Here is a 22,671-nt window from a genome sequence, read left to right on the forward strand (position 1 = left end):
GTTCAGGCCCCGGTGACGGCCGCGCGGATCTGCTCGAGGGGCATCTTCGGCACGCGGTCCTCGGTGAGGAGCCCGTTGGTCTCCTGCAGCGTGTCGGTCAGCTGGGTGTAGCAGCTCCCGGCGAGGAATGAGCTCGAGCGGATCGCGCTGTACAGGCTCGCGATGCGCTCGAGCCATTCCTCGCCGGTGGCCGCGACGGTGTAGCCCCAGCCGTCGTCGCGCCCGGGGCCCACTTGGTAGTCGATCCCGCCGAACTCCGTCAGCATGATCGGCTGGCCATGATCCTGCGCCCCGCCGACGAGGATCCGCCGGCCCGCCGGCCCCATGCCGGCGAGCAGCCGCGCCCGCGCGTCGTCGTCGGCGTACGTGCGTGCCAGGACGGCGCCGTCGCCCTCGTAATCGTGGACGCTGAGGATGTCCGAATTCTGGTGCTCCCAGCCGTCGTTGGAGATGACGGGGCGCGACGGGTCGAGCGCGCGCGTGACGTCCGCGAGAGCGCGGGAGTACGCCTGCTGCGCGGCGGAATGCGCCACGTGCTGGAGCCCCCAGCTTTCGTTCGCGGGCACCCACGTCACGATGCTGGGGTGCGAGGCGTCGCGTTCGACGGCGTCCATCCACTCCCGCATGAGCCGCTGGACGGCTGTGGGGGAGAATTCGTAGGCACCCGGTGCCTCGCCCCAGACCAGAAGGCCGAGGCGATCGGCCCAGAACAGGAACCGCGGGTCCTCGATCTTCTGGTGGATCCTCGTCGCGTTGAATCCGAGGGCCTTGATGAGCTCGACCTCCCGGCGCAGCGCGTCCCGGCTCGGCGCCGCGAGGTGCGACTGTGGCCAGTAGCCCTGGTTCAGGACGCTGCGCACATCGTAGGGGCGGTCGTTGAGGAGGAAGGATCCGCGGTCGACGGCGGCCGTTCGGATCCCGAGGTAGCTCGCCACGGCGTCGACCTCCGTACAGTCGCCGTCCGTGAGCGTGATCCGGGCGTCAATGAGACGGGGATGCTCGGGGCTCCACACGAGCTCGCTCTCCGCCTGGCCGTTGATCTGGCGGGTGAGCGGCACCGTGACGTCCACGCGGCGAGAGGTGACCTCGACGCTCGCGGTGCCGAGGTCCTCGCTGCGATCCTCCCACCGCAGCTTGACGCGAGCCACTGCCCTGGCTGGGACCACGCCGTCGAACTGCAGCGTCGCCGTGACGGACGCCGGGCCATTCTGGGTCCAGCGCAGCCGCGCAATGTGGGCCTCAGGTACGGCCTCGAGCCATACGGTCTGCCAGATGCCGGTGGTGCGGTGGTACCAGATCGCGTGTGGGGACTCGTGCCAGTCCTGCTTGCCGCGGGGCTGGGAGGTGTCGTGGGGATCGTCTTCGGCACGCACCACCACGGTGTGCTGCTGGCCGGCGCCGGCCCCGCCGACGAGGTGGGTGATGTCGAAGGAGAAGGGCGTGTGCCCGCCCTCGTGCTCACCCACGAAATGGCCGTCGAGCCACACACGGGCGCGGTAGTCCACCGCTCCGAGGTGCAGCAGGACGCGCGGCCGGGCGTCGCCGTGGCCGGCCGCGGCGAGCTCCTCTGGCCCGATCTGGCGCGAATACCAGACCACGGGGTGGAAGTCCGGCTCCGCGATGCCGGAAGCGGTCGATTCGGGAGGGAAGGGAACCTCGATCTGGGGACCACCGCTGAAGCCTCGGGACCACCCCGCCGCTGTGCCGGCGCCGTCGTCGTCATGGCGGAAGGACCAGGGCCCGTCCAGATCGCACCACTCAGCGCGGAGCATTTGCGGCCGCGGATAGCTGCCGTCCTGGCGCGATGCGGTCGGGAGGGAGGCCTCCCGGAAGGGCGTTGTCGTCTCGACGGACTCGAAGTCGATTTCCACCATCACCATGATCCTTTGCGGGGGGAGCGGGGTCGGCCGCGACGCACGGGGCCGGAAGGGCCATTCTAACGTTGAAACGCGGAGCCTGGCCCACGTTATATCCGTACTGCCCATCCGCGCTGTGCCCCGCGGATCACGCAGGCACCCGGCGCGGCGCTCGCCGCGACGGCCGCGATGGTCCGGGGGTAGCCCCCGGCGCTGCCGACCGGGGCCTGGCACTGTGAGGGCCTAGAGTGGTGGGCGGGCACTTGGAAGGAGCCGCGGCGTGGAGATTCCGGAGCAATGGGCCACGGCCATCCGCTCTGCCGGATTCGGCTCCCTCAGTGCCCTGGCCAACGAGGCGAGGATGTCCACGACGCACGTCGTGTCGGTGGTCTGCGGCGCGGCCAGCCCTGATGCCGACGCGCGGAAGAACCTCGCGGCGGCGATGCGCCTTAGCCCGGACGAGCTAGACGACCTCATCGGCGCCGACGCGGAGGAGGCCGGTCAGGGCGACCCCGCGCGCGAGGCCATGCGAGGGGCGGGGGAGCTGGACGTCCCGTTCGTCCTCCCGGAGGGCTCGGAGCGGCTTTCGCCGAGGCAGCGCGCGCTCGTCACCGAACTCGTCCTGACATTCCTCGAAGCGGACCCGGCGCAGGCGGAGCGCGAACCGGCCTCCTAGCGCTGAGCGACCCCTTGCTTCCAGTCGCTGGAGATGTTGGCGAGGTTGCGGGGGGAATCGTGAAGACACTCAGAGGATTCGGTCCGCGACTGGGAAGGCGGCATATCGCATTCCTGACAAGTTGACTGACACTACTGTCGGAGAGGGGAAGGACGTCAAGCATCTGGGGTATAGGAGCCAGCTTCGGGACGACGTTGCCCATGCCCAAGCAAACGGATTGCAGTTCAATCTCTATGTCCGGCAGTCCACGACGCTCGGATCTCGTCATTGGGACCGTGATGGAGGGCCTGTTTGAGGAACTGGCGGCAGTCGGATATCCGGTTGGGTCTGTGTCCGAGTTGCGTGTGTCGCGTGCTCGGTACGTCGATGCGGTGCCGGTGCTCGTGCGATGGCTGGCCCGAGCAGAGACGCCGAATCAGAAGGAGGAAATAGTTAGGGCGCTGTCTGTGCCATGGGCGCGAACGGAAGCACTGGGCCCCCTCATCGAGGAGTTTCGAGCTGGCCCGGTACCCGGGGATCCCAGATCTGAGTCGCTGCGCTGGGCGGTCGGCAATGGGATCGAGGTGCTCTGGGACGATTCGCGGTTCAATGATCTGATCGCCTTGGCACGCGATGAGCGCTACGGGAAGGCGCGGGAGATGGTGGTCCTTGGTCTGGGTCGGTCAAAGCGGCCGGAGGCCGGGGTGATCATTGTTGAGCTACTTGACGACCCTGTCGTTAACGGGCATGCGGTGAAAGCCTTGGGCAAATTGGGTGACCCACGGGCGCGAGAGGGCCTGCGCCGAATGGTCACGGATGATCGTGCCTGGGTTCGCAAAGAGGCGGAGAGGGCGCTGGCCAAGCTCGCATGAGCGCTGGGTCACCAAATGTAGGGGTTAGCCGTCGCTGCCCGGCGCCGGGTCTGTCGGGAAAGTTTTGTAAGGGGCTCGACGTGGTGATGCCGCGGTTTCGGCCGCGGACGCCATGGCCCGATCAGCTCCGGCACGACGTGGAACACCCAGCCCGGGATCGCCCGGGACCTAGAGGTGAAGTCGTTCGCAATACGGGAACTCGGCCTCGCGCCTCGCGGTGGTCATCGACAGGGGCCTGTCTTTCGAGCTTGTTGTACCGCGTGGTGTGACGAATTCCGCCACCGTCGAGCCGGGAACGTGCTCGCCCGCCGCCTCGAACGACGGCATGTCGCGGATCCACCTTACGGCCCCGTCGATCCGGGTGCCGTAAGGGACCCCAGGATCGCACCGACTCCCTCCAAAGGGGGGCTTGCGCCGTCGCTATTCAGCGTTACTATGTAGTGGTAGTCAATAACACTGAGTAGCTCAAGGAGGTGTTCGTGGGCAAGCAGATGACCGAGATGCTCAAGGGCACGCTGGAGGGCATCGTCCTCGCCATCCTGTCCGTGCGTGCCGCCTACGGCTACGAGATCACGGCGCGGTTGCGGGACGAGGGCTTCTCCGAGATTGCCGAGGGCACGATCTACGCGCTCCTGGTGCGGATCGAGCAGAAGGGCTTCGTGGACGTGGAGAAGGTCCCGTCCGAGAAGGGGCCGCCGCGCAAGGTCTACTCGCTCAACACACAGGGTCGGGAGTATCTCGACGAGTTCTGGACAACTTGGGGCTTTCTTGCCGATCGACTCGGCCAGCTCCGCGAAGAAGGAGGCAAGTGAAATGGCAGCCAAATGGATTGAGCTGGTCACGGGATCGCTCGAGCAGAAGAAGCAGTACAAGCAGTACAAGCGGCGCATCGAGACGCTTCCCGAGCCGTACGGCTCCGCGGCGAAGGCCCTCCAGCGGTACCTCATGTACTACGGAGGCATCACCACGGACGGCGACACCACGCTCAAGATGTTCGGTGACTTCGCCGATCTCTGGGAGCGCGCCGCGGCCGACGGCACGCCGGTCCGCGCGATCGTCGGCGAGGATCCCGTCGAGTTCGCCGAGACGTTCGCCGAGGCCTACTCCGGCACCCGGTGGATCGACAAGGAACGCGCCCGCCTGACCAAGGCGATCGAGGACGCGGAGCGAGGCGAACAGAAATGAGCACGGCGATCCATGTGCAGGGCCTCGAGAAGTCGTACAAGAAGCTCGAGGTGCTCCGCGGCGTCGACTTCGACGTTGCCCGGGGAAGCATCTTCGCGCTGCTCGGCTCGAACGGTGCGGGCAAGACCACGGTCGTGAAGATCCTGTCCACGCTGCTCAAGGCCGATGCCGGGACCGCGAGCGTCAACGGCTTCGACGTCGCGGCGCAGCCGGCGGAGGTCCGGGAGTCGATCAGTCTCACGGGCCAGTTCGCGGCCGTCGACGAGATCCTGAGCGGGCGGGAGAACCTCGTGCTCGTCGCCCAGCTGCGGCACCTCAAGAACCCGGGCGCGATCGCGGACGGCCTGCTCGCACGCTTCTCGCTGACCGACGCGGCCTCGCGGAAGGTGGCCACGTACTCGGGCGGCATGCGGCGGCGGCTCGACATCGCGATGAGCCTCATCGGCAATCCGCCGCTCATCTTCCTCGACGAGCCGACCACCGGGCTCGACCCCCAGGCGCGCCTCGAGGTCTGGCAGGCCGTGCGGGAACTCGCCCAACAGGGCACCACGGTGCTGCTCACCACGCAGTACCTGGACGAGGCCGAACAACTCGCCGACCGGATCGCGATCCTCCACGGAGGCCGGATCATCGTGAACGGCACCCTCGCCGAGCTCAAGCAGCTGCTTCCTCCCGCCGAGGTCGAATACGTCGAGAAGCAGCCGACACTCGAGGACGTCTTCCTCGCGATCGTCGGCGTCGAGTAAAGGAAGAACCGATGGCCAAGCACTTCTTCGGCGACACCGCCGTTCTGCTGGGGCGGTCCCTGCGCCACATCGGGCGCAGCATGGACACCATCATCACGACCGCGATCATGCCGATCGCCTTCATGCTCCTGTTCGTCTACGTGTTCGGGGGCGCGATCAACTCCGGCTCGGACTCGTACGTGAGCTACCTGCTGCCCGGCATCCTGCTCATCACGATCGCCTCGGGCATCTCCTACACGGCGTACCGGCTCTTCCTCGATATGAAGAGCGGCATCTTCGAGCGGTTCCAGTCCATGCCGATCGCGCGTTCCTCCGTGCTGTGGGCGCACGTGCTGACCTCGCTTGTGGCCAACATGATCTCCCTCGTCGTCGTGGTGCTCGTCGCCCTCCTCATGGGCTTCCGCTCCGGGGCCGGGCTGCTCGCCTGGCTCGCCGTTGCCGGCATCCTGGTCCTGTTCACCCTCGCGCTGACGTGGATCGCCGTGATCCCGGGCCTCACGGCCAAGACGGTCGACGGCGCGAGCGCCTTCTCCTACCCGCTCCTCTTCCTGCCGTTCATCAGCTCGGCGTTCGTGCCCACCGCCACGATGCCCGGCCCCGTGCGGGCCTTCGCCGAGAATCAGCCGGTGACGTCGATCGTGAACGCCATCCGGGACCTCTTCACGGGCCAGCCCGTGGGCGCGGACATCTGGACCGCCCTGGCCTGGTGCGTCGGCATCCTGATCGTGGCGTACTTCTTCGCCATGGCGACCTACCGCCGGAAGATCTCCTAGCGGCTCCACCGCTGCGGCGGGGCGAACGACGACGGCGGGCGGCGCCGTCGTCGTTCGCTGCGTTGCCGAGGGGGTTCCGGCAGCGGCACGCGCCTCAGGCGCCGTGCGGCTTCTGGGAGGCGGCCGCCTTCGGGTCCAGATCCGCGAGGGTGAGCTGGATCGCCGGGTTCCGGGGGAGCGGGCGGCTGGACGCGACGTGAAGATCGGGGCCAACGTGGAGCAGCTCCCCAGGGTCCAAGAGCCGCCAGCGCGGGTCGTTGTCCATGCGTTCGGTGGCGACGAGCACGTGCTCGGCGACGTCGTCGCTGTGAACCGTGATGCGTGCGCTTCGCGCCTCGAGCCGACGCTCCGTGGGGCCGGCCGGGCCCCGGTCTTCGCGCACGTAGAGCTCGTGAGTCTCCGGGTGGCGAAGGGCCCACACGTCCGTTGCCGTCGTGATGATGAAGTTCAGGCTGAACACGGGGAGCCGTTCGGCGATCCAGGAGACCGCGTTGACGATGCCGGCCTCGAGATCGCCGCCTGCGATGCGGGCCTCGGCGGTGATGAGGGCGAAGAGGCGCTCGCTGTCGGTCTCTCCCCGCACGAGGCCCGCGGTGCCGAGGTCCTCGAGCCGCGTCTCGAGCGTGGCGAGCCCGCCGAAGGCCCCGTTGTGCGCGAAGAGCCTGCCGGACTGCTCGAACGGATGCGTGTTGACGAACGTGTGCGCCCCCGCGCTCGCGTAGCGCACGTGGGCGATGAACGTGGTGCTCTCGAGGTCCCGGGCCTCTCGGGCGAACGCGCGGTCCGCCCAGGCCGCGATGGCCTGCTTCTCCACTTTCGGCCGGCCCTGAGCCGTGAACGTGCCGATGCCGGTCCCGTCGGGCTCCCGGCGGCTCTGCTCCCTGAGGCTGTCCGGCGCGTCAAGCAGCCAAAAGGTTGCCCTCGCTCGAGTTCGACCTGCGTGCAATGCGAACAGGCGGCACATAGCCCCACCCTACAACCGGGGGCCCGCCAAGCCGCCAGACAATACCTCCTCGTTCTACCCCTGTCCAGAGTTGACGCTCGAACAAATCTAGTTCGCATCAGCAACTAGACAGTTGCCGCAAGTAATCATAGAGTCTGCTTTGAGAACGGCCGCGCGCGGCTTGCAGCGCATCTGGAAGTCCTGGGTCTCGCTTGGATCTCTTGGTCGGGGAGAGGTCCTGATGAACTGTTGCCTAAATTAATTGCGGCGGGTTTATCACAGGGGTCAACCGTTCTCTATTTTGACGTGAAGGGGGCCGTCGTGGAGAGCTTAGTTCGTGCTGAGGTGGCCGGCGGCCGCGGCCTGCGGCGGGCGCTCGTGAGCATTCTGGCCGCCGCGCTGGTCCTCGGGCTCAGCCTCACGATTCCCCAAGGCAACGCTCTTCGATTCCGCTATCTGGGCTATTGTCCCGAACAGGATGGTGATGATTACCTGTGACTTCAACGACCCGTGGGGGAAAAACACGGTCGTCATCGCCGAGCCGGTTCGAAAGTAGTCTCGGAAACACCACTTTTGCGGAGTCAGATTTTACGCACGAAGTTACATGCACAATTCGGAAGGCTGACAAAGCGATCATGGAATGCCCCCAGCGCTGGGAAGCGGGCGAGCCAATCTCCCTCGCTTTCGGACCCCCACTCAAGGTCGTCGCACTGCGACCCCATGCCGTCTTGACGGCGCCGGTCCCCGCGGGTGGGGTCACAGGTCTGGGCGCCGTGCAAGGAGCCTCCACGCCGGAGCCGAGACCCTGCGCGATCAGGTCCTCGACATCATCCACGAGGTGCTCGGCCATCCCGATCTGGGCGAGGAGACCCGAGCGGAGCTCGAGGAACTCATGCGGCGCAACGAGGACGAGCCCGAGCGCGCGCTCCTCGAACACCTCCGCAGACACCGCTCCGGTGCGTGAGACTCGATCCGAGCCCGTCCATGGCCCGGAGGTTTGAGGACTCAGGAGGCGGGTAAACCCCTGACGAGGCGTCGCCGGCTAGCTGGGGAGCCGACACGGTGAGACGCCTCTTCATGGGTGGTTCTGGTGAGATGGCGGGTCCGCAGCGTGGGCCCGCCATCGGGCGTCTGCGCCCAAGGTTAAACGCGGAGGGGGCCCCAGCGGGGCCCCCTCCGGGCTGCAAAACGCTAGAGGCATTCGTTGATCTGGAGGGTGCCGCCCCGGGCGATGAACGGGTGCCCGCTCAGGATCTCGCGCGCCGCCTGCTCCGAGGCCGCCTCGATGATCGTGTACCCGGAGAAGTCCGCGCGAGGCGCGGGATCCCCGGTTGCGACCTCGCACGAGGCTACCGGCGCCGGAGGGTTCGTGAAAGCGCGAGGCGCGCTACCGCCGTCGTCCGCTCCACTCAAGCAGCCGCTCGCGAGGCCACGTCGTCACGATCCGCTCCGCCGGGATCCCGTTGGCCTCGGCGCGCGCCGCGCCGTACTGGAGGAAGTCGAGCTGGCCGGGCGCGTGCGCGTCGGAGTCGATGCTGAACAGGCAGCCCGCGTCGAGGGCCTGCTGAATGAGGCCGTCGGGCGGGTCTTGGCGCTCGGGGCGGGAGTTGACCTCGACCGCCACCTGATTCTCTGCGCAGGCCGCGAAGACCCGCGCGGCGTCGAAAGTCGACTCGGGCCGCGTCCCGCGCGAGCCCATCACGAGCCGCCCTGTGCAGTGCCCGAGCACGTCGGTGGGCGGATCCTCGATCGCGCGGAGCATGCGCCGGGTCATGGCGCGTTCCTCGGCACGCAGCTTCGAGTGCACGCTCGCGACGACGACGTCGAGCTGGCTCAGCAGCTCCGCCTCCTGATCGAGCGTGCCGTCCTCGAGGATGTCCACCTCGATCCCGGCGAGCAGGCGAAAGCGTTCGTCCGCCGGGCGCGAGCCGTTGTACGCGTCGACGAGGTCCACCTGCTCGGAGAGCAACTCGGCCGAGAGCCCGTTGGCCACGGTGAGATTCGGGGAATGGTCGGTGACGGCGAGGTAATCGCGGCCCAACAGGCGCGCGGCCTGCGCCATCTCCTCAAGGGGGGAGCCGCCGTCGGACGATGAGGTGTGGCTGTGGAGGTCGCCGCGGAGCAGCGCGTGGAGCGCGCGCCCGCCCTCCGCGAGCGGCTCCTCGCCGCGCTCCCGCAGCACCTGGAGATAGTCCGGGACCTGCCCGTCGACGGTCTGGTGGATCACCTCGAACGTCCGCGCGCCGATGCCCGGCGTGCGTTTGAGCTGGCCGTCGCGGACGCGCGCCGCGAGATCGTCCGCAGAGATGCCGGCGATCGCCTCGGCGGCGTGGCGGAAGGCCTTGACCTTGAAGCTTGGGGCCAGTTCGCGCTCGAGCCGGAACGCGATCTCGCGGAGCGCATCGATGGGATCCATGCTCACCTTGCCGCGGACGACGGCGGCGCCGGCCTCGCGCCTGGACCTCGCCTACCGCTCACTGGCCGTCTCCGGGGTGCTTGGACGGGATGGGAATCACCGGGAATGAGGGCAGCGCCGGCACCGCGGGCACGGCTGGCACGGCTGGGGCTGGCGCTGCGGCCGGGGCGGGGGCGGCCGGGGCGGGCGTCCCCGGTGCGTTGACGAGGTTCGGCGGCGGCGCATCGAACGGTCCGTGATCGTAGAGGCCCAGGACCTTCTGCATGTAGTACGCCCACTGCGGGCCCGCGATGTACGCGCCGTCGATCACGGGCCAGAACTTGCCGTTGACCAGGACGTTCCGGCCGAGGTGATCTTCGGGGTTGCCGAGCGCCTCGCCGAAGTAGGACGCGGTGGAGAGTCCCTTCGTGTAGCCGATGAGCCACGTCTCGCTGTTGTACTCGTTGGTGCCCGTCTTGGCCGCGTCCGGGACGCCCAGCTTGATGGTCTGGCCGTTGTTGTCCTTGATGTTGTACCCGGACCCCTTCGTGAGCACGTCCTGGAGGACGCTCGTGACGGCCTTCGCGACGTCGGGCTTGATCGCGTTCGCCTGGCACTGCTGCGCCTGCCCGCCGATCCGCTTGCCCTGTGAGTCGGTCACGTCCGTGATCGCGATCGGCGTGCAGTACGTGCCGTTGCTCGCGAACGTGGCGTATTCGCTGGCGAGGCTCAGCGGCGCAATGTTCGGCCCGCCGAGCAGGTTGCCGAGCGTGGACATGTCGACCTTCCTGCCGTGGCCCTCGCCGTCGTGGAGTCCCAGCGCATCCGCGGCACGCTGGATGTCGCAGAAGTCGTTGAGGCCCGCGGCCGAGGCGAATGTCGCCGTGTTGATCGACTGGTAGACGCCCTCGCGGACGGTCATCGGCCGGTACCACTGGGGCTCGTCGTTCAGGAGGTCGTCGCTGGCGCCGAGTGACTTCTGGGCTGTGTCGTACGCGCCGACGACCCGGGCGCACGTGTCCCTCCACGGATAGTTGAGCGGGTACACGCGCTTGCTCGCGTCAACCTTCTGGTCGGTAGGCTTGCCCTCGTTCAACCACGCCGTGAGGGTCACGGGTTTCATCGCCGAGCCGGGCTGCATCCCGCCCGCGCCGCCCAGCGCGTTCCCGCTCGCGTCCGTTCTGTCGACGTTGAAGTTGTAGGCCGTGACGAAGTTCGAGCCCTGGCCCGGAAGCAGGCGGGTGTTCTGCGCCATCGAGAGAATACGCCCCGTGCCGGGCTGGACCGTGACGAGCGACGTGCCCCACTTGTCCGGGTTCGCGCCTGCCGTCGCGTCGACCTGAGCCTGGGCCGGGCCCTGGAGCCGCGGATCGAGGGTCGTCTTGATCGTCAGGCCTTCACGCTGGAGCTTCCGAACCCGCTCGTCGACCGTCTTGCCGTACGCCGGGTCGTTCTCGAGCTGATGCAGGACGTAGTCGCAGAAGTACTGGGCTTGGGACGCGTACGCGCACCCCTGCTTGGGTGGATTGACCTTGAGCTGGAGCGGGGTTGCGACGGCGGCGTCGTGGTCCTTCTGGTTGATGTACCCGTGCTTGAGCATCGCGTCGAGCACGAGGTTACGCCGTAGAACCGAGAGGTCCGCGTGGGCCGTGGGGTCGTACAGCGACGGCCCGTTGACGATCCCGGCGAGGAGCGCGGCCTGCGGGAGCGTGAGGTCCTTCGCGTCCACCGAGAAGAAGTACTGGCTGGCGGCCTCGATGCCGTAGGCATTCGAGTTGAAGAAGACGAGGTTGAGATAGCCCTGAAGGATCTGGTCCTTCGAGAACTGCTGCTCGAGCCCGATCGCGAGCTTCATCTCCCGCAGCTTGTCGCCGAGCGTCTTCTGGGAATCGAGGGCCACGGAGGAGTCCTCGCCCTGCGCCACCTCGTTCTCCCGCAGCACGTTCGCGACGTACTGCTGGGTCAGCGTCGAGGCGCCCTGCCGATCGCCGCGGGCGTTCGCGAGGACCGCCCTGAGGATCCCGGTCGTGTCGACGCCGCCGTGCTCGTAGAACCTGTAGTCCTCGATCGCGACGATCGCGTTCTTGAGCTGGGGAGAGACCTGGTCGAGGGGGATCGGCGTGCGGTTCTCGGTGAACAGCGACGCGATCGGCGAACCGTCGGATGCGACGATCCGCGTGATGAGGCTTGGAGGGTCGACTTTGAGTTGGGTCGGGAGACTGTCGAAGAACTGCACCGAGCCGTATGCTGCGCCGCCGGTTACCGCGGCCGCGGGCAGCATAAGGCCCGCCGCGAGCACTCCGCAGAGGGCGCTGACGCCAAGGAAGCTGATAATCAACCCGAGCGCTCTGGCCACCACGTGCAAGACATGGGCCATGAACCGCATTATAGGAGGCCAACCGTCGGCGGGTCTGGAAACTGGCCGGCCGGAACGCGTACGGATTGGCGCGGTGCCGGGCAGTACGCGTACTGGAAGGGACGCGCGGGGACGGTCAGAGGCGCCCGAAGGGGCTTTGGGCCCCCGCGGAAGCCCCCGCCGTCGCCTATGATCAGCCTGATTGCCCTCGGCAACGGGCCGGGGCGTCGCCGAGAGCGAGGGAACGCGTGAGCGGTGCGAATGGGGGATGGCCCGCAGCCGTCCAAGGATCGAGCGTGCCGGCGCAGGGCTGGTATCCGGCCCCGGACCGCCCGGGGCACGTCCGGTGGTGGGACGGCCGGATGTGGACGCCGCACTACCAGCCGATGTACCGCCCGTCGGTGATGATCGGGCGCCCGCCGCTCCGCGCCGGGGCCGCGATCTACGGCTGGACGATCTGGGTTGTCGCGTTCCTGCCCTACACGAGCCTCTTGCTCGAGCTCGCATGGAACCCGACGTTCCGCTACCGGACCGTCACGAGCGGGCGAAGCCAGGTCCGGATCGTCGATGCGACCTCGGTCTTCACACCCTTCTACTTCGCGATCCTCGTCTCCGCCATTCTGGCGTACGGGCTGGTCATCTGGTTCGCCTACCTCGACACGAGGCGACTCGAGGCCCAAGGGTTGGTCCGTCCGTTCCACTGGGCCTGGGCGTTCCTCTCGCCGATCGTCTACGTGATCGGCCGGTCCGTCATTGTCCACCAGGTCGCCCGGCCCAGAGGCTTGGCTCCGGTGTGGGCGCTCGTGGCCGCCTTCGTCCTTGGCTACGGCCTCGCGACGATCAAGATGGTGAGCCTGTTCTCCATGATGGCCCCGTCGATCTCCACCTGAGCGGCATCATGGTGGCATGACCGTCCACCGCTACAACGTCGAGATCGTCCACCTTCTCGTCTCGCCCGGCCACGCGTACTTCGGGCGCGCCCGGGACGGCGCGGCGGACGTCCCCACCTTGGACGCCGCGGAGGTCGCGGTGGTCGCCGGCAAGGGAATCGTGGGCGACCGCTTTTTCGGCAAGGCGGCCCACATGGACGCGGCCGTGACGCTCATGGCCATCGAGGCGCTTGATGCCATCGCGGCCGAACTCGATGTCGCGCCGTTCGATCCTCTGCTCGCACGCCGCAATGTCGTGCTGCGTGGTGCCCAGTTGGCGCCGCTGCTCGGGCAGGAGTTCGCGCTCGAGTTCGGCGCCTCCGTGGTGCGGCTGCGCGGCGGGCGGCCCGCACACCCGTGCGCATGGATGGACCAGATGCTCGCGCCGGGTGCCCACGCGGCGATGCGCGGGCGCGGCGGCCTGCGCTGCCAACCGACGTCCGACGGCGCGCTCCGCCGGGGGCGGGCCGTGCTGGTGAGCCCGGTGCCCCTCGATCCGGCGCGGGCCGGCGAGGCGACGCTTCTGCGGCCGAGTCGCCTTCCCTAGCCCCCGTAGGGTGCCGCGAGCGGACCGCTCAGAGAAGCTCCTCGCCCGGCAGGTTCAGCCTGCCGATGAGCTGGAGCCGGAGATCGTCGCGGTACGCCGCGCCGCGCGGATCGATGCGTTCCATGGCATCCGCGAGAAGCGTCGCGAGCTCGCGATCGGCCTCGGGATCCGCGGCGGCGGGGGCCTCGACTGGCTCGGTGTGCAGCGCGAGGGCATCCCCGACTTGGAGGGCGTGAAGCTCGAAGGCTCCGAGCGGAGCGATCGCCTGCGCCATGAGCACGGCGCGGGCCACGACGGGTGGGATGTGTTCCGCCACGACCGAGGGCTGGTGCTCAAGGTCAGGCCGCCGCCGCTGTTCGACGAACCAGAGCTCGAGGGCGCGGATGACCTGTTCGACGTCTCCGTCGGAGAGCCGCACCTCGACGACGTGCCGGACGCCGGCATCGTCGCTGCGCAGGATCGCCGTGATCGAGTGGGGGCGGACGGAGGGAAATGCATCCTCGAGGTCCAAAGCGGTGTCGCTCACGCCGAGCAGGCCGGGGTCTTCGTGGATGCGGCGGGCAAGCCAAGCGGCGTCGAGGCCGAGGTCGTCTTCAAGGTACAGCCGGTCTGATGGGGCGTACTCCATGTCGTGATGCTATGACCTCGCTCTCGGTTGGCGGGAGAGGCGAGCGGATCTGTTGACGGACGCGGGGCGCGGGCCTACATTCGCAGCAGCTGGGGTGACCTATTCACCAACGGAAATCGCCGCCGTCGTGCGGCATCGGGGCATCGGTCTCGGCCCGGCCTCAGGCCGGGTGCAGCGCGGGCTGTCCCTTCTTCGGTAGAAGGAGGAGCGACAATGCTAAAGCACATCGGCGCCGCAGTGGGTGCGGCCCTCTTGTTCGCAGCGGCGGGGGCGAGCCCCGCGCTCGCGACGACGACGGGGACGGAACACAGCTCCCAGATCTCGGACGTCATCCCGGTGACGTGCGATGGACCCGGAGTCACGTCCTTCAGCGGATCGGGCAACTCGGTCCAGCACTTCACGGTGAACAACAACGGGGACTGGTTCACCACGACGGTCGAAGGCCAAGTCACGCTCAAGACGCTCTGGCACGGCACGTGGGGGACCTGGACCGGTCATCTCCAGGAATGGTTCGGCTCTGAGGACAACAAGCAGAGCAACGTGCAGCACGCGACGGTGAACTTCAACGGCACGAGCACAGCAGACCCGTCAGCGACGCTGACTCTCCACGGAGCATTCACCCAGACCACGAGCGCCAACGGCGTCCTCGTGGTGAACAACCTGACCTTCGATTGCCGGTAGTGCCGTGTGGATCGTAGCGGCACCCGGTTGGGTGCCGCCACGGCCCGTCACCCGCGCTTGATCGCCTCGAGGGCCCAGCCTCGGCCGAGCGCCTCATCCAGGAGCGCCCGGCGCTCGCCGCTCAGTGTTCCCCTGTGGGCCTCGGCCAGCTGGGCCTCGACCCACCGCCCGAGCCAGTTCTCTTCGACGGACGGTGCCGCCGGCTCCGGGGCGCGCCCGTGCGCCGCGCAGAACGTCCTCAGGCGCTGAAGGGTCGAGAGGAACAGCTCGTCGCCACCCAGCACCGGGTTATGAAGGCCGGAGATCTGCCGCGACAGTTCCCGCCTCGTGAATTCATCCACCGATGTTCCCCCTTGTTCACTATCTAGCTCACACATTATGCATCTGAAAGGCATCTTTCATGTGAGCCATGACACGTGACGGCGGGGCGTTGCCCGAGGGAAGCGAAGACGGGACCGGCAGCGCGCCGCGCGACGGCCGGGCGCGACGCAGGCTTAGGAGGCCGGGACGAGCGCGAGCGCGACCGAGAAGGCGCGCTCGAACAACGGGCCGACCGACACGTCGTAGCGCGCCGCCGCCTCCCGCACCCAGAGGCACGGCCAGGCCCGGCCGCAGAAGCATTGGCCGGTGTAGGGGGCGTCGCAGGGTGAGTGGTTGGCGCTGATCAGGTGGTGGTCGATCAGCGCGCGCTCATCCGCGGGGCAGGACGTCATCTGGGTGTCGATGCGCCTGCGGAGTTCTTGAAGCCAAGTGTGAGGCACGGCGGACACGCTACACGTCTCACGTGGCCGCCAAGTGACTCGTGAGTAGGCGGGATCCGCGGAATCTGGCGGAAGACCGCCGTCGCCTACATGGCCGAAATCACACCGGACGGGCGGCCTGGGCTCGTCGGGGCGCGCTGCGCGTGCGGGTCACCGCACGCTGCGGACGGCGGGGGCCTGCACAGGCAGCGTGCGCCCGTGTCGGCCCGGCGTGAGCGTCTCCTCCATGACGCCGGGCAGGCGCAGCACCGCCTCGGTGCCCTCGGGGACGACGACGGCGACCGTCACCTTCCCGTCGGCGAGCTCCCAGCGTACCGAGGCAAGGCCGTGGGGCGTCTCGAGGCTCGTCTCGGCCCACTCGAGGTCCCTGCCCGGCCGGGGCGCGACGAGGATACGGCGGTACCCGGGCTCGAGGGGAGCGAGGCCGCCGACTGTGCGGTGGAGCCAGTCGACGACGGCGCCGAGCGCGTAGTGGTTGAAGCTCGTCATTTCGCCCGGGTTGATCGTGCCGTCGGGGAGCATCGAGTCCCAACGCTCCCAGATGGTCGTCGCGCCCATGGTCACGGGGTAGAGCCACGACGGATTCTCGGTCTGGAGGATGAGCCGGTAGGCCGTGTCGAGGTGACCGGTCGCAGTGAGGGCGTCGGTGACGAACGGGGTCCCGGCGAATCCGGTCGAGATGCGGTGCCCGGAGGCCTCGACGAGCTCGGCGAGGCGGTTCCCGGCGAACTCACGGTCGGCGTCGTCGAGGATGCCGAAGGCGATCGCGAGGGCGTAGACGGTGGTGCAGTCGCTCGCGATGACGCCGTCGGTGAGGTAGTGCTCGGTGAACGCGGCGCGCAGGCCGGCGGCCATGCCGCGGAACTCGGACTCGGCGGCTGTCTCGCCGAGGACCCCGGCGGTCTGGGCCACGAGCTCCGCGGTCCGGTAGGCGCAGAGGGTCGCGACGACGTGCGGGTCCGCCTTGGCGGCGGCGGGCCGGTCGGGGGCGGCGTCGGGGTCGAGCCAGTCGCCGAACTGGAAGCCCGAGTCCCAGAGTCCGTTTGAGGAGAGCTTGCTCCGCACGCGGCGGGCGTGGGCGGCCATCGAGGGGTAGGCCTCCTCGAGCACGCGAGAGTCGCCGTATGCGGTCCACACCGCCCACGGGACCCAGACCGCAGCGTCGCTCCACACCGCGGTCGTGTCCGGGACGGGGAACTCCGCCGGGTGCTCGACGTACTTGAGGACGTCTGGGACTACGTAGGGGACGAGACCGTCCTGGTGCTCTTGCTCGAGCGCGAGGTCGCGGAGCCAATCGCGCAGGAAGTCGCGCGAGTCGAAGAGGAAGCACGCGCTCGGCGCGAACGCCGCGAGGTCTCCGGTCCAACCGAGCCGCTCGTCGCGCTGTGGGCAGTCGGTCGGCACGTCGACGAAGTTGCCGCGCATGCCCCAGACGGCGTTCTCGTGCAGCCGGTTCAGCAGCGGGTTCGAGGTCTCGAACCGGCCCGTGCGGCGCAGATCCGAGGAAACGACGACGGCGGTGAGCCCGCCTCCCGCCGCCAAGTCCGCCCGGAGGGCCTCGATTCCGCCGGGCCAGCCCTCGACCTCGGCGTAGCGGAAGCCGTGGAACGTGGACGTCGGCTCGAAGACATCGTCTCCGCCCGAGAGGGTGAAGCGGTCCGTGGCCTTCGCCGAGCGCAACGGGCGGGTGCCGAGCTCGCCGCGCTCGAGCACCTCGGCGTGTCGCAGCGTCACCACCGAGCCGGCCGGGCCGGTGACCTCGGCGCGGATCCAGCCGACGAGGTTCTGACCGAAGTCCACGAGGGCCTTCCCCGACGGGGACTCCCAGACTTCCACCGGCGCGAGCGCGGCGACCCGCCGCACGGGCGGGCCGACGTAGGGTTCGAGGCGGGACAGGTCGTCGTCATGCTCGTGGACGCCCACCCAGGCCGGCGAGACGAACCCGGGAGCCAGCCATGCGCCGTCGCACGCGCGCGCGTCGATGTCCTGGCCGTCGTAGAGATCGTTCGCCGTGGTCGCCGAGGGCCCCGCTGTCCACGAGGAATCGGTTCCGAACACCTGTACGTGCCCGTCCGCGAACCGGACGCGGAGCTCGGCGAACCCGGCGAGCTCGTCGCCGTAGAACGCCCAGCCGCCGCTCCACGTGAGCCGACCGCGGTACCAGCCATTGCCCAGCGAGAGCCCCACGACCGTGGTCGGCCCGACGTGCGAGGTCACGTCCAACTCCGCATACCGGATCCGCCACTCGTAGGAGGTCCAGCCCGGGGTCAGCAGGTCCTCCGACGCCCGCCGACCGTTGACCCACGCCTCGACCACGCCGAGCGCGGAGACGAAGAGTGTCGCCGAGGCCACGTCGCCATGCCCCTCGTCGAGGCGGAACTCCCCGCGCAGCAGCGGGGCGCCGCCGAACTCGGCGTCGGAGGATATGAGGCGGGCATGCCAAGCAGTCATCATTGAGCTCCGTGGTGAGGGCCGAGTTGATTGAACCGATTCAGAACCGTCGGGGCAACCGTAGCATGAGGTGGATCACACCGTCAGTGGCTTCGTGGGCAGGTCGAGGCCGCTGCGAGCCTGGTTGCCCAGCCCCAGCCCGCACGCGCTCGCGGGCGTCATTGAGTGCAGCAGCCCTGTGCCTCGGGCCGTTGTACATGTAAAGTCCCTCTCGTCCCGGGGGAACGGGACCGCCCGGCGATGGGGAGGAACAATATGAAGGCATGTTTGGCGGGCGCGCGCAGAGCGACCCGGTTACTGTTGCTGCTCGCGCTCGCGACGGCGGGAATCTTGGGGTTCCCACTGACGGCGAACGCGGCTGATACGTGGACGGCCTCCGGCCCTGGGGCGGCGACCGCGACGGAGAGCGGGGGCAGCCTCTCGTTCTCGTACAACGCCGGGCACACCTCGGCTGAATACAGCGGGCTCACGTGGACGTTCGAGGCGACGGCGGCGGCGCCCGTCGACACGACCTACGACTGGAAGATCAGCGGCTGCCACTCCTGGTTCATGGCCTCCGTGCAGGTCCGCGAGTTCGTCACCCACAACGGGGTCACGACGTGGACTCCTATGGTGAGCGGCGGCGCCGCGTGTGGGTTCTCCTACTCCGGGACCCTTGACGTGCAGGCAGCGGCTGGCGACACCTACGGGTTCACCGTCTTCGGACGGAACTTCGACTACTCGCAGGTGATGGTCGGCACTCTCACTCTCACGCCTCACGATTCGACGCCGCCAGTGATCACGCCAGCCGTCACGGGCACGATGGGCAGCAATGGCTGGTACACCTCCGACGTCGGCGTCTCGTGGAACGTGACCGACCCGGAATCGGCGATCACCGCGGAGTCCGGGTGCTCGAGCACCACCGTCACGGCAGACACCACCGGGCAGGTGTTCACGTGCACCGCGACGTCGGCCGGCGGCACCAGCACGAAGAGCGTCACGATCAAGCGCGACGCTACCCCGCCCGCGATTGCCTTCAGCGGGAACCCCGGGAGCTTCACCGTGGCCGACACTGTCAACATCACGTGCAACGCCACCGACAGCACCTCGGGTGTCGCGTCGACCAGCTGCCCCGGTGTCGTCTCCCAGCCTGCCTGGCAACTGGCGCTCGGCACGCATTCCTACACGGCGAACGCGACGGACATGGCGGGCAACGCCAGCACAGCGACGACGTCCTTCACCGTCACCGTCGGCTACGACAGCCTGTGCGCCCTGACCGGCACATTCTCTACCAGTCCCGACGTCACCCAGGGGCTGTGCGACAAGCTCGCTGCGGCAAAGTCCGCCGCAGCCCGCGGGCAGTCGAAGGCGAAGGACAACGTCATTCGCGCCTTCGACAACCAGGTTGATGCGCAGACGGGCAAGGCCCTCACGAGCAGCCAGGCTGCGCTGCTGAAGAGCCTCGCCGGCTCGCTCTGAGAGAAGCGCGGGTGGGCCCGCACAGCGCCTGGCCCACCCGCGCCTTTCAGGAGTCCTGGGGTCGCTGTCTGTTCCAGGAGCGGCTCCGCACTTCCGCCGGCAGGCTCAAGAGCGAGACCGCCGCGACCGAGAGCAGCACGAGCGCGCTGGCGGTCGGGGCTCCGGCGCCGTGCAGGGGGAGGATTACGGCGCCGGGAGGTTGGTCACCAGTCGTGGATCGACCCGTCGAGCCACCGGTTGATGGGCAGGTACTTCGGGCTGAACGGGAACCGCGCGGCCGCCTCCTCGTTGAACTCGACCCCGAGCCCGGCCGCCGTTCCGGGGTGCATGTAACCGTCGCTGAACGTATACGAGGTCGTGAAGACCTCGTCCACGGGCTCGCGGTGGCCCATGTACTCCTGGATTCCGAAGTTCGGGATGCTCAGGTCCACGTGCAGGGCCGCGGCGAACGAGACAGGGGAGAGATCGCCCGCGCCGTGCGAGCCGGACCGCACGCCGTAGAGGTCCGCGAGGGAGAAGATGCGCCGAAGGTGCGTGATGCCGCCAGCGTGGGAGACGGACGCTCGCACATAATCGATGAGCCGCTCCGTGATGAGCTGCTGGCAATCCCAGATCGAGTTGAAGATCTCGCCCACGGCGAGGGGCGTCGTCGTATGTTGGCGGATGGTGCGGAAGGCGCTCTGGTCCTCTGCAGGGGTGGGGTCCTCGATCCAGAACGGGCGGAAGGGCTCTAGGGATGCGCCGAGCCGCCCGGCCTCGATCGGGGTGAGGCGATGGTGGACGTCATGGAGCACGTGGACGCCGTAGCCGAACTCCTCGCGGAGGTGGGCCATCATGGTCGGCGCGAAGTCGAGGTACGCCGTGGTCTCCCACGTGTCCTCCTGGGGGACCTCGCCGCTCGCAGGCTCGTAGAGTTTGCCGTCCGCGGGGGCGATGCCGTACGTCTTGTCGATCCCCGGGATCGCGGCCTGCGCGCGGATGGCCTTGTAGCCGAGGTCGAGGTGGTGCTGGAAGTCCGCGCTGAGCTCGCGGAGCGTCGAGCCGCTCGCGTGCCCGTACACCATGACGCCCTCGCGGGCCGCGCCGCCGAGCAGGTCGTAGACCGGCATCCCGGCGGCCTTGCCCTTGATATCCCAGAGGGCGACGTCGATCGCGGCGATCGCGGTCATGGTCACCGGGCCGCGGCGCCAGTAGGCGCCCTTGTAGAAGTACTGCCACGTCTCCTCGATGCGCCGGGCGTCGCGGCCGATGAGCAGCGGGCACAGATGATCGCGGAGGTAGGACGCCACCGCGAGCTCCCGGCCGTTGAGGGTCGCGTCACCGATTCCGGTCAGTCCGTCCTCGGTCTCGATGACGAGCGTGACGTAGTTGCGTCCGGGGGAGGACACCACAACTCTTGCGTCGGTGATCTTCACGGGTGGTCCTTAAGGGTGGGCGGGGCGGGTTCGGGTGGGCGGGGCGCGCCGGGATACCTCCGGCGCACCCCGCGAGGCGTCAGATGGCGTCTTCGAGCTTCACGAGATCGCGCCCGCGCACCTCGGGGCCGACGATCGCGGCGATGAGAGTGACGGCCGAGTACGCGACGAGCATCGCGGCGAGCGGCCACCAGTGGCCCGTGATGGCGGTGAGGGTTGCGGCGAGGACCGGGCCGATCGCGGTGGTGAGGATCCCGCCGATCTCCTTGGCGAGGGCCAGCTGCGTGAAGCGAGTGCGCGCGCCGAAGAACTCGGCCATGGTGACGCTCTCCATCGCGAACAGGGCCAGGACACCGAGGTTGAGGCCCACGATCATGCCGATGAGGATGAGCGTCGGGTTGCCGCTCGTGATCATGAGCATCATGGGCACGGCGAACAGGATGGTGAGGGCGCTGAGCGCCATGTAGAGCGTGCGCCGACCGTACTTGTCGCCGAGCCAGCCAATCAACGGCACGGTCGCGAACCCAACGATCGAGCCGTACATGATCGCGGTGGTGCCGAGGGCCTTGTCCGCCATGAGGACCGTGGCGAGGTAGCCCACGAGGAACGTCTGGACGAGGCCCGAGTTGCCGGCCTGGCCGAAGCGGAGGCCCAGGGCGATGAGGAAGGACTTGCCCTTCCGCTGGCGGAGCGCCTTCTCGAGGACGCCCTGCTCGGGAGCGTTGGCGGCGGTGGTCTCCGCCTTGGCCACGAGCTCAGTCTTGTTCAGGGCGACGCCGTCGACCACGTCCGCGCGGTCCTCGAAGACCGGGCTCTCCTTGAGCGAGCGGCGCACCCACACGGCGAACAGCATGACGACGAAGCTCGCGAGGAACGGCACGCGCCAGCCCCACGAGAGCAGCTGATCGCTGGGGAGCGCGCTCACGAGCAGGGCCCAGAGTCCGGAGGCGGCGAGCGTTCCCGAGTTCGTGCCGAGCGAGACGAGGGACGAGATGAGGCCGCGCCTCTTGCGCGGGGCGTACTCGGCGAGCATGACCGACGCGCCCGCGATCTCCGCACCCGCGCCGAAGCCCTGGATGAGGCGGAGTGCCACGAGGAGGATCGGCGCCCCGATGCCGATCATCTGGTACGTGGGAAGCACGCCAATGAGCGTGGTCGAGGCTCCCATGAGGGCGATGGTGAGGAAGAGGACCTTCTTGCGTCCGATCCTGTCGCCCATGCGGCCGAAGTAGATCGCGCCGACCAGGCGGGCCACGTAGCCCACGCCGTACGTGGCCATGGCCGCGATCAGTCCGATCACCGGGCTCACGTCAGGGAAGAAGATCTTGTTGAAGACGAGGGCGGCGGCGAGCGAGTACAGCTGGAAGTCCATGAACTCCATGGCTGTTCCGAGCCAGCCGGAAACGGCGGCCTTGGCCAGTTCGCTCGTACTCCTCTTGACCGGATTTGCCTCGCGAGAGGCGGTCTTCTCGGACATCTCGTGCTCCTTTGCAGCGATGAAAGGGGAAGATCCGCCCTGCGAGCACCAGAGGCCGGCAGCGTCGGACAACTTACATACAAGCACTGCCATGCAAGTGTGTCAATGGATGCCGAGACCTGCGACGACTCACCTTGGGCGCCGCCGTCGTTCGTGGGGAGCTGGGGGGTCAGACTGCGTGGGCCTCGTCGAAGGCCTTGAGGACACCCCGGGGGAGGGGGCCGCGCAGCGAGACCTCGTATCCGTGGGCCTCCGCCCACGCGCGGATCTTCGCGAGGTCCGGCTTGGCCGGACGAAGCCGGCGAGCTGTGGCACTCCAGCCGGCGACCCTCCTGGCGGCCCCGATGTACGGCGCGATCGCCGTGCGGAGACCCGCGGCCTCATCGGCGGTCAGATCCATCTCGTAGTCGACCCCGTCGAGACTGAAAGTCAGGGACTCGCCGGTCCCCTGTCCGAGGACTTCGCCCGAGAGGTCGCTGTGAAGTGTTACTACCGTTTTTGTGGCCATGTGGAGATGCTACCGGCCGGTATGTCCATCCCGTG

24 protein-coding genes and 1 pseudogene are annotated in these 22,671 nt (G+C 68.4%); 13 read left to right on the forward strand and 12 right to left on the reverse strand.

The window, feature by feature from the left end:
• Positions 1-2: 2 nt before the first annotated feature.
• A complete protein-coding gene (locus ACOKR1_RS04995; protein WP_422935624.1) occupies positions 3-1,874 on the reverse strand; it encodes a glycoside hydrolase family 2 protein in 1,872 nt (623 codons plus the stop codon).
• 262 nt (positions 1,875-2,136) lie between these two features.
• Between ACOKR1_RS04995 and ACOKR1_RS05000 the strand changes: the two genes are divergently transcribed.
• The 7 genes and pseudogenes from ACOKR1_RS05000 (at position 2,137) to ACOKR1_RS05030 (ending at position 6,087) form a co-directional block, all read left to right on the forward strand.
• On the forward strand, positions 2,137-2,532 hold the full coding sequence (locus tag ACOKR1_RS05000; protein WP_422935625.1) for a hypothetical protein: 396 nt from the start codon (positions 2,137-2,139) through the stop codon (positions 2,530-2,532).
• A gap of 73 nt (positions 2,533-2,605) precedes the next feature.
• Positions 2,606-2,827, forward strand: a pseudogene (locus ACOKR1_RS05005) (putative toxin); the annotation flags it as partial.
• Positions 2,811-3,383: a HEAT repeat domain-containing protein gene (locus tag ACOKR1_RS05010; RefSeq protein WP_422936555.1), complete on the forward strand. Its 573-nt coding sequence runs from the start codon at positions 2,811-2,813 to the stop codon at positions 3,381-3,383. The pseudogene ACOKR1_RS05005 and the gene ACOKR1_RS05010, both read left to right, overlap by 17 nt.
• A gap of 479 nt (positions 3,384-3,862) precedes the next feature.
• Positions 3,863-4,195 (forward strand): PadR family transcriptional regulator, encoded by a 333-nt coding sequence (locus ACOKR1_RS05015; protein ID WP_422935626.1) that lies wholly within the window; start codon positions 3,863-3,865, stop codon positions 4,193-4,195.
• A 1-nt stretch (position 4,196) separates the two neighbouring features.
• Positions 4,197-4,568: a DUF1048 domain-containing protein gene (locus ACOKR1_RS05020; protein WP_422935627.1), complete on the forward strand. Its 372-nt coding sequence runs from the start codon at positions 4,197-4,199 to the stop codon at positions 4,566-4,568.
• Positions 4,565-5,314: an ABC transporter ATP-binding protein gene (locus ACOKR1_RS05025; RefSeq protein ID WP_422935628.1), complete on the forward strand. Its 750-nt coding sequence runs from the start codon at positions 4,565-4,567 to the stop codon at positions 5,312-5,314. Before ACOKR1_RS05020 ends, ACOKR1_RS05025 begins: the two co-directional genes overlap by 4 nt.
• A gap of 11 nt (positions 5,315-5,325) precedes the next feature.
• The gene (locus ACOKR1_RS05030) at positions 5,326-6,087 is read left to right on the forward strand and encodes an ABC transporter permease (protein ID WP_415853989.1); all 762 of its coding nucleotides are present in this window, start codon (positions 5,326-5,328) and stop codon (positions 6,085-6,087) included.
• A 94-nt stretch (positions 6,088-6,181) separates the two neighbouring features.
• Here ACOKR1_RS05030 and ACOKR1_RS05035 read toward each other — a convergent pair whose 3' ends face one another.
• Positions 6,182-7,051: a class II glutamine amidotransferase gene (locus tag ACOKR1_RS05035; RefSeq protein WP_422935629.1), complete on the reverse strand. Its 870-nt coding sequence runs from the start codon at positions 7,049-7,051 to the stop codon at positions 6,182-6,184.
• 300 nt (positions 7,052-7,351) lie between these two features.
• Between ACOKR1_RS05035 and ACOKR1_RS05040 the strand changes: the two genes are divergently transcribed.
• Positions 7,352-7,528, forward strand: coding sequence for a hypothetical protein (locus tag ACOKR1_RS05040; protein ID WP_422935630.1), 177 nt, complete (start codon positions 7,352-7,354; stop codon positions 7,526-7,528).
• A 340-nt stretch (positions 7,529-7,868) separates the two neighbouring features.
• The gene (locus ACOKR1_RS05045) at positions 7,869-7,994 is read left to right on the forward strand and encodes a hypothetical protein (RefSeq protein ID WP_422935631.1); all 126 of its coding nucleotides are present in this window, start codon (positions 7,869-7,871) and stop codon (positions 7,992-7,994) included.
• A gap of 227 nt (positions 7,995-8,221) precedes the next feature.
• On the opposite strand, the gene ACOKR1_RS05050 is transcribed toward ACOKR1_RS05045, so the two are convergent.
• From ACOKR1_RS05050 to ACOKR1_RS05060, 3 genes are read right to left on the reverse strand one after another with little or no spacing between them, the layout of a single operon-like run.
• A complete protein-coding gene (locus tag ACOKR1_RS05050) occupies positions 8,222-8,443 on the reverse strand; it encodes a hypothetical protein (protein ID WP_422935632.1) in 222 nt (73 codons plus the stop codon).
• Positions 8,418-9,446, reverse strand: a complete 1,029-nt coding sequence (locus ACOKR1_RS05055; protein WP_422935633.1) for a PHP domain-containing protein — start codon at positions 9,444-9,446, stop codon at positions 8,418-8,420. Before ACOKR1_RS05055 ends, ACOKR1_RS05050 begins: the two co-directional genes overlap by 26 nt.
• 58 nt (positions 9,447-9,504) lie before the next feature.
• Complete coding sequence (locus ACOKR1_RS05060; RefSeq protein WP_422935634.1) at positions 9,505-11,811, reverse strand: transglycosylase domain-containing protein; 2,307 nt, start codon at positions 11,809-11,811, stop codon at positions 9,505-9,507.
• 266 nt (positions 11,812-12,077) lie between these two features.
• Between ACOKR1_RS05060 and ACOKR1_RS05065 the strand changes: the two genes are divergently transcribed.
• Positions 12,078-12,671, forward strand: a complete 594-nt coding sequence (locus tag ACOKR1_RS05065) for a DUF2510 domain-containing protein (protein ID WP_422935635.1) — start codon at positions 12,078-12,080, stop codon at positions 12,669-12,671.
• Positions 12,672-12,687: 16 nt separating this feature from the next.
• Positions 12,688-13,257, forward strand: a complete 570-nt coding sequence (locus ACOKR1_RS05070) for an MOSC domain-containing protein (protein WP_422935636.1) — start codon at positions 12,688-12,690, stop codon at positions 13,255-13,257.
• A gap of 28 nt (positions 13,258-13,285) precedes the next feature.
• Here the strand turns inward: ACOKR1_RS05070 and ACOKR1_RS05075 are convergent, their stop codons facing one another.
• Positions 13,286-13,885: a hypothetical protein gene (locus ACOKR1_RS05075; protein WP_422935637.1), complete on the reverse strand. Its 600-nt coding sequence runs from the start codon at positions 13,883-13,885 to the stop codon at positions 13,286-13,288.
• Positions 13,886-14,098: 213 nt separating this feature from the next.
• Here ACOKR1_RS05075 and ACOKR1_RS05080 point away from each other — a divergent pair, with 213 nt between their 5' ends.
• Positions 14,099-14,566, forward strand: coding sequence for a hypothetical protein (locus ACOKR1_RS05080; RefSeq protein ID WP_422935638.1), 468 nt, complete (start codon positions 14,099-14,101; stop codon positions 14,564-14,566).
• A gap of 47 nt (positions 14,567-14,613) precedes the next feature.
• On the opposite strand, the gene ACOKR1_RS05085 is transcribed toward ACOKR1_RS05080, so the two are convergent.
• From ACOKR1_RS05085 to ACOKR1_RS05095, 3 genes are all read right to left on the reverse strand, one after another.
• Entirely contained in the window at positions 14,614-14,907 is a 294-nt protein-coding gene (locus ACOKR1_RS05085) for a helicase associated domain-containing protein (RefSeq protein ID WP_422935639.1), read from the reverse strand.
• A 153-nt stretch (positions 14,908-15,060) separates the two neighbouring features.
• Positions 15,061-15,327: a hypothetical protein gene (locus ACOKR1_RS05090; RefSeq protein ID WP_422935640.1), complete on the reverse strand. Its 267-nt coding sequence runs from the start codon at positions 15,325-15,327 to the stop codon at positions 15,061-15,063.
• A gap of 150 nt (positions 15,328-15,477) precedes the next feature.
• Positions 15,478-17,778, reverse strand: a complete 2,301-nt coding sequence (locus ACOKR1_RS05095) for a family 78 glycoside hydrolase catalytic domain (protein WP_422935641.1) — start codon at positions 17,776-17,778, stop codon at positions 15,478-15,480.
• A gap of 330 nt (positions 17,779-18,108) precedes the next feature.
• Between ACOKR1_RS05095 and ACOKR1_RS05100 the strand changes: the two genes are divergently transcribed.
• Positions 18,109-19,236 (forward strand): hypothetical protein, encoded by a 1,128-nt coding sequence (locus ACOKR1_RS05100; RefSeq protein WP_422935642.1) that lies wholly within the window; start codon positions 18,109-18,111, stop codon positions 19,234-19,236.
• Positions 19,237-19,439: 203 nt separating this feature from the next.
• Here the strand turns inward: ACOKR1_RS05100 and manD are convergent, their stop codons facing one another.
• The 3 genes from manD to ACOKR1_RS05115 form a co-directional block, all read right to left on the reverse strand.
• Positions 19,440-20,651, reverse strand: coding sequence for a D-mannonate dehydratase ManD (gene manD, locus ACOKR1_RS05105; RefSeq protein WP_422935643.1), 1,212 nt, complete (start codon positions 20,649-20,651; stop codon positions 19,440-19,442).
• Between the two features lie 79 nt (positions 20,652-20,730).
• A complete protein-coding gene (locus tag ACOKR1_RS05110; protein WP_422935644.1) occupies positions 20,731-22,128 on the reverse strand; it encodes an MFS transporter in 1,398 nt (465 codons plus the stop codon).
• Positions 22,129-22,297: 169 nt separating this feature from the next.
• Positions 22,298-22,636: a histone-like nucleoid-structuring protein Lsr2 gene (locus ACOKR1_RS05115; protein ID WP_422935645.1), complete on the reverse strand. Its 339-nt coding sequence runs from the start codon at positions 22,634-22,636 to the stop codon at positions 22,298-22,300.
• Between the last annotated feature and the right edge of the window lie 35 nt (positions 22,637-22,671).

The sequence above is a fragment of the Sinomonas sp. P47F7 genome, from assembly GCF_049332655.1.
Classification (GTDB): domain Bacteria; phylum Actinomycetota; class Actinomycetes; order Actinomycetales; family Micrococcaceae; genus Sinomonas.

What these genes read in the sequence shown, in the direction of transcription:
- ACOKR1_RS05035 (WP_422935629.1), bottom strand. Translation starts at nt 7,051, where the DNA reads ATGTGCCGCCTGTTCGCATTGCACGCAGGTCGAACTCGAGCGAGGGCA.
- ACOKR1_RS05095 (WP_422935641.1), bottom strand. Translation starts at nt 17,778, where the DNA reads ATGACTGCTTGGCATGCCCGCCTCATATCCTCCGACGCCGAGTTCGGC.
- ACOKR1_RS05030 (WP_415853989.1), top strand. Translation starts at nt 5,326, where the DNA reads ATGGCCAAGCACTTCTTCGGCGACACCGCCGTTCTGCTGGGGCGGTCC.
- ACOKR1_RS05060 (WP_422935634.1), bottom strand. Translation starts at nt 11,811, where the DNA reads ATGCGGTTCATGGCCCATGTCTTGCACGTGGTGGCCAGAGCGCTCGGG.
- ACOKR1_RS05080 (WP_422935638.1), top strand. Translation starts at nt 14,099, where the DNA reads ATGCTAAAGCACATCGGCGCCGCAGTGGGTGCGGCCCTCTTGTTCGCA.
- ACOKR1_RS04995 (WP_422935624.1), bottom strand. Translation starts at nt 1,874, where the DNA reads ATGGTGGAAATCGACTTCGAGTCCGTCGAGACGACAACGCCCTTCCGG.
- ACOKR1_RS05075 (WP_422935637.1), bottom strand. Translation starts at nt 13,885, where the DNA reads ATGGAGTACGCCCCATCAGACCGGCTGTACCTTGAAGACGACCTCGGC.
- ACOKR1_RS05025 (WP_422935628.1), top strand. Translation starts at nt 4,565, where the DNA reads ATGAGCACGGCGATCCATGTGCAGGGCCTCGAGAAGTCGTACAAGAAG.
- ACOKR1_RS05070 (WP_422935636.1), top strand. Translation starts at nt 12,688, where the DNA reads ATGACCGTCCACCGCTACAACGTCGAGATCGTCCACCTTCTCGTCTCG.
- ACOKR1_RS05055 (WP_422935633.1), bottom strand. Translation starts at nt 9,446, where the DNA reads ATGGATCCCATCGATGCGCTCCGCGAGATCGCGTTCCGGCTCGAGCGC.
- ACOKR1_RS05110 (WP_422935644.1), bottom strand. Translation starts at nt 22,128, where the DNA reads ATGTCCGAGAAGACCGCCTCTCGCGAGGCAAATCCGGTCAAGAGGAGT.
- ACOKR1_RS05115 (WP_422935645.1), bottom strand. Translation starts at nt 22,636, where the DNA reads ATGGCCACAAAAACGGTAGTAACACTTCACAGCGACCTCTCGGGCGAA.
- ACOKR1_RS05010 (WP_422936555.1), top strand. Translation starts at nt 2,811, where the DNA reads ATGGAGGGCCTGTTTGAGGAACTGGCGGCAGTCGGATATCCGGTTGGG.
- ACOKR1_RS05020 (WP_422935627.1), top strand. Translation starts at nt 4,197, where the DNA reads ATGGCAGCCAAATGGATTGAGCTGGTCACGGGATCGCTCGAGCAGAAG.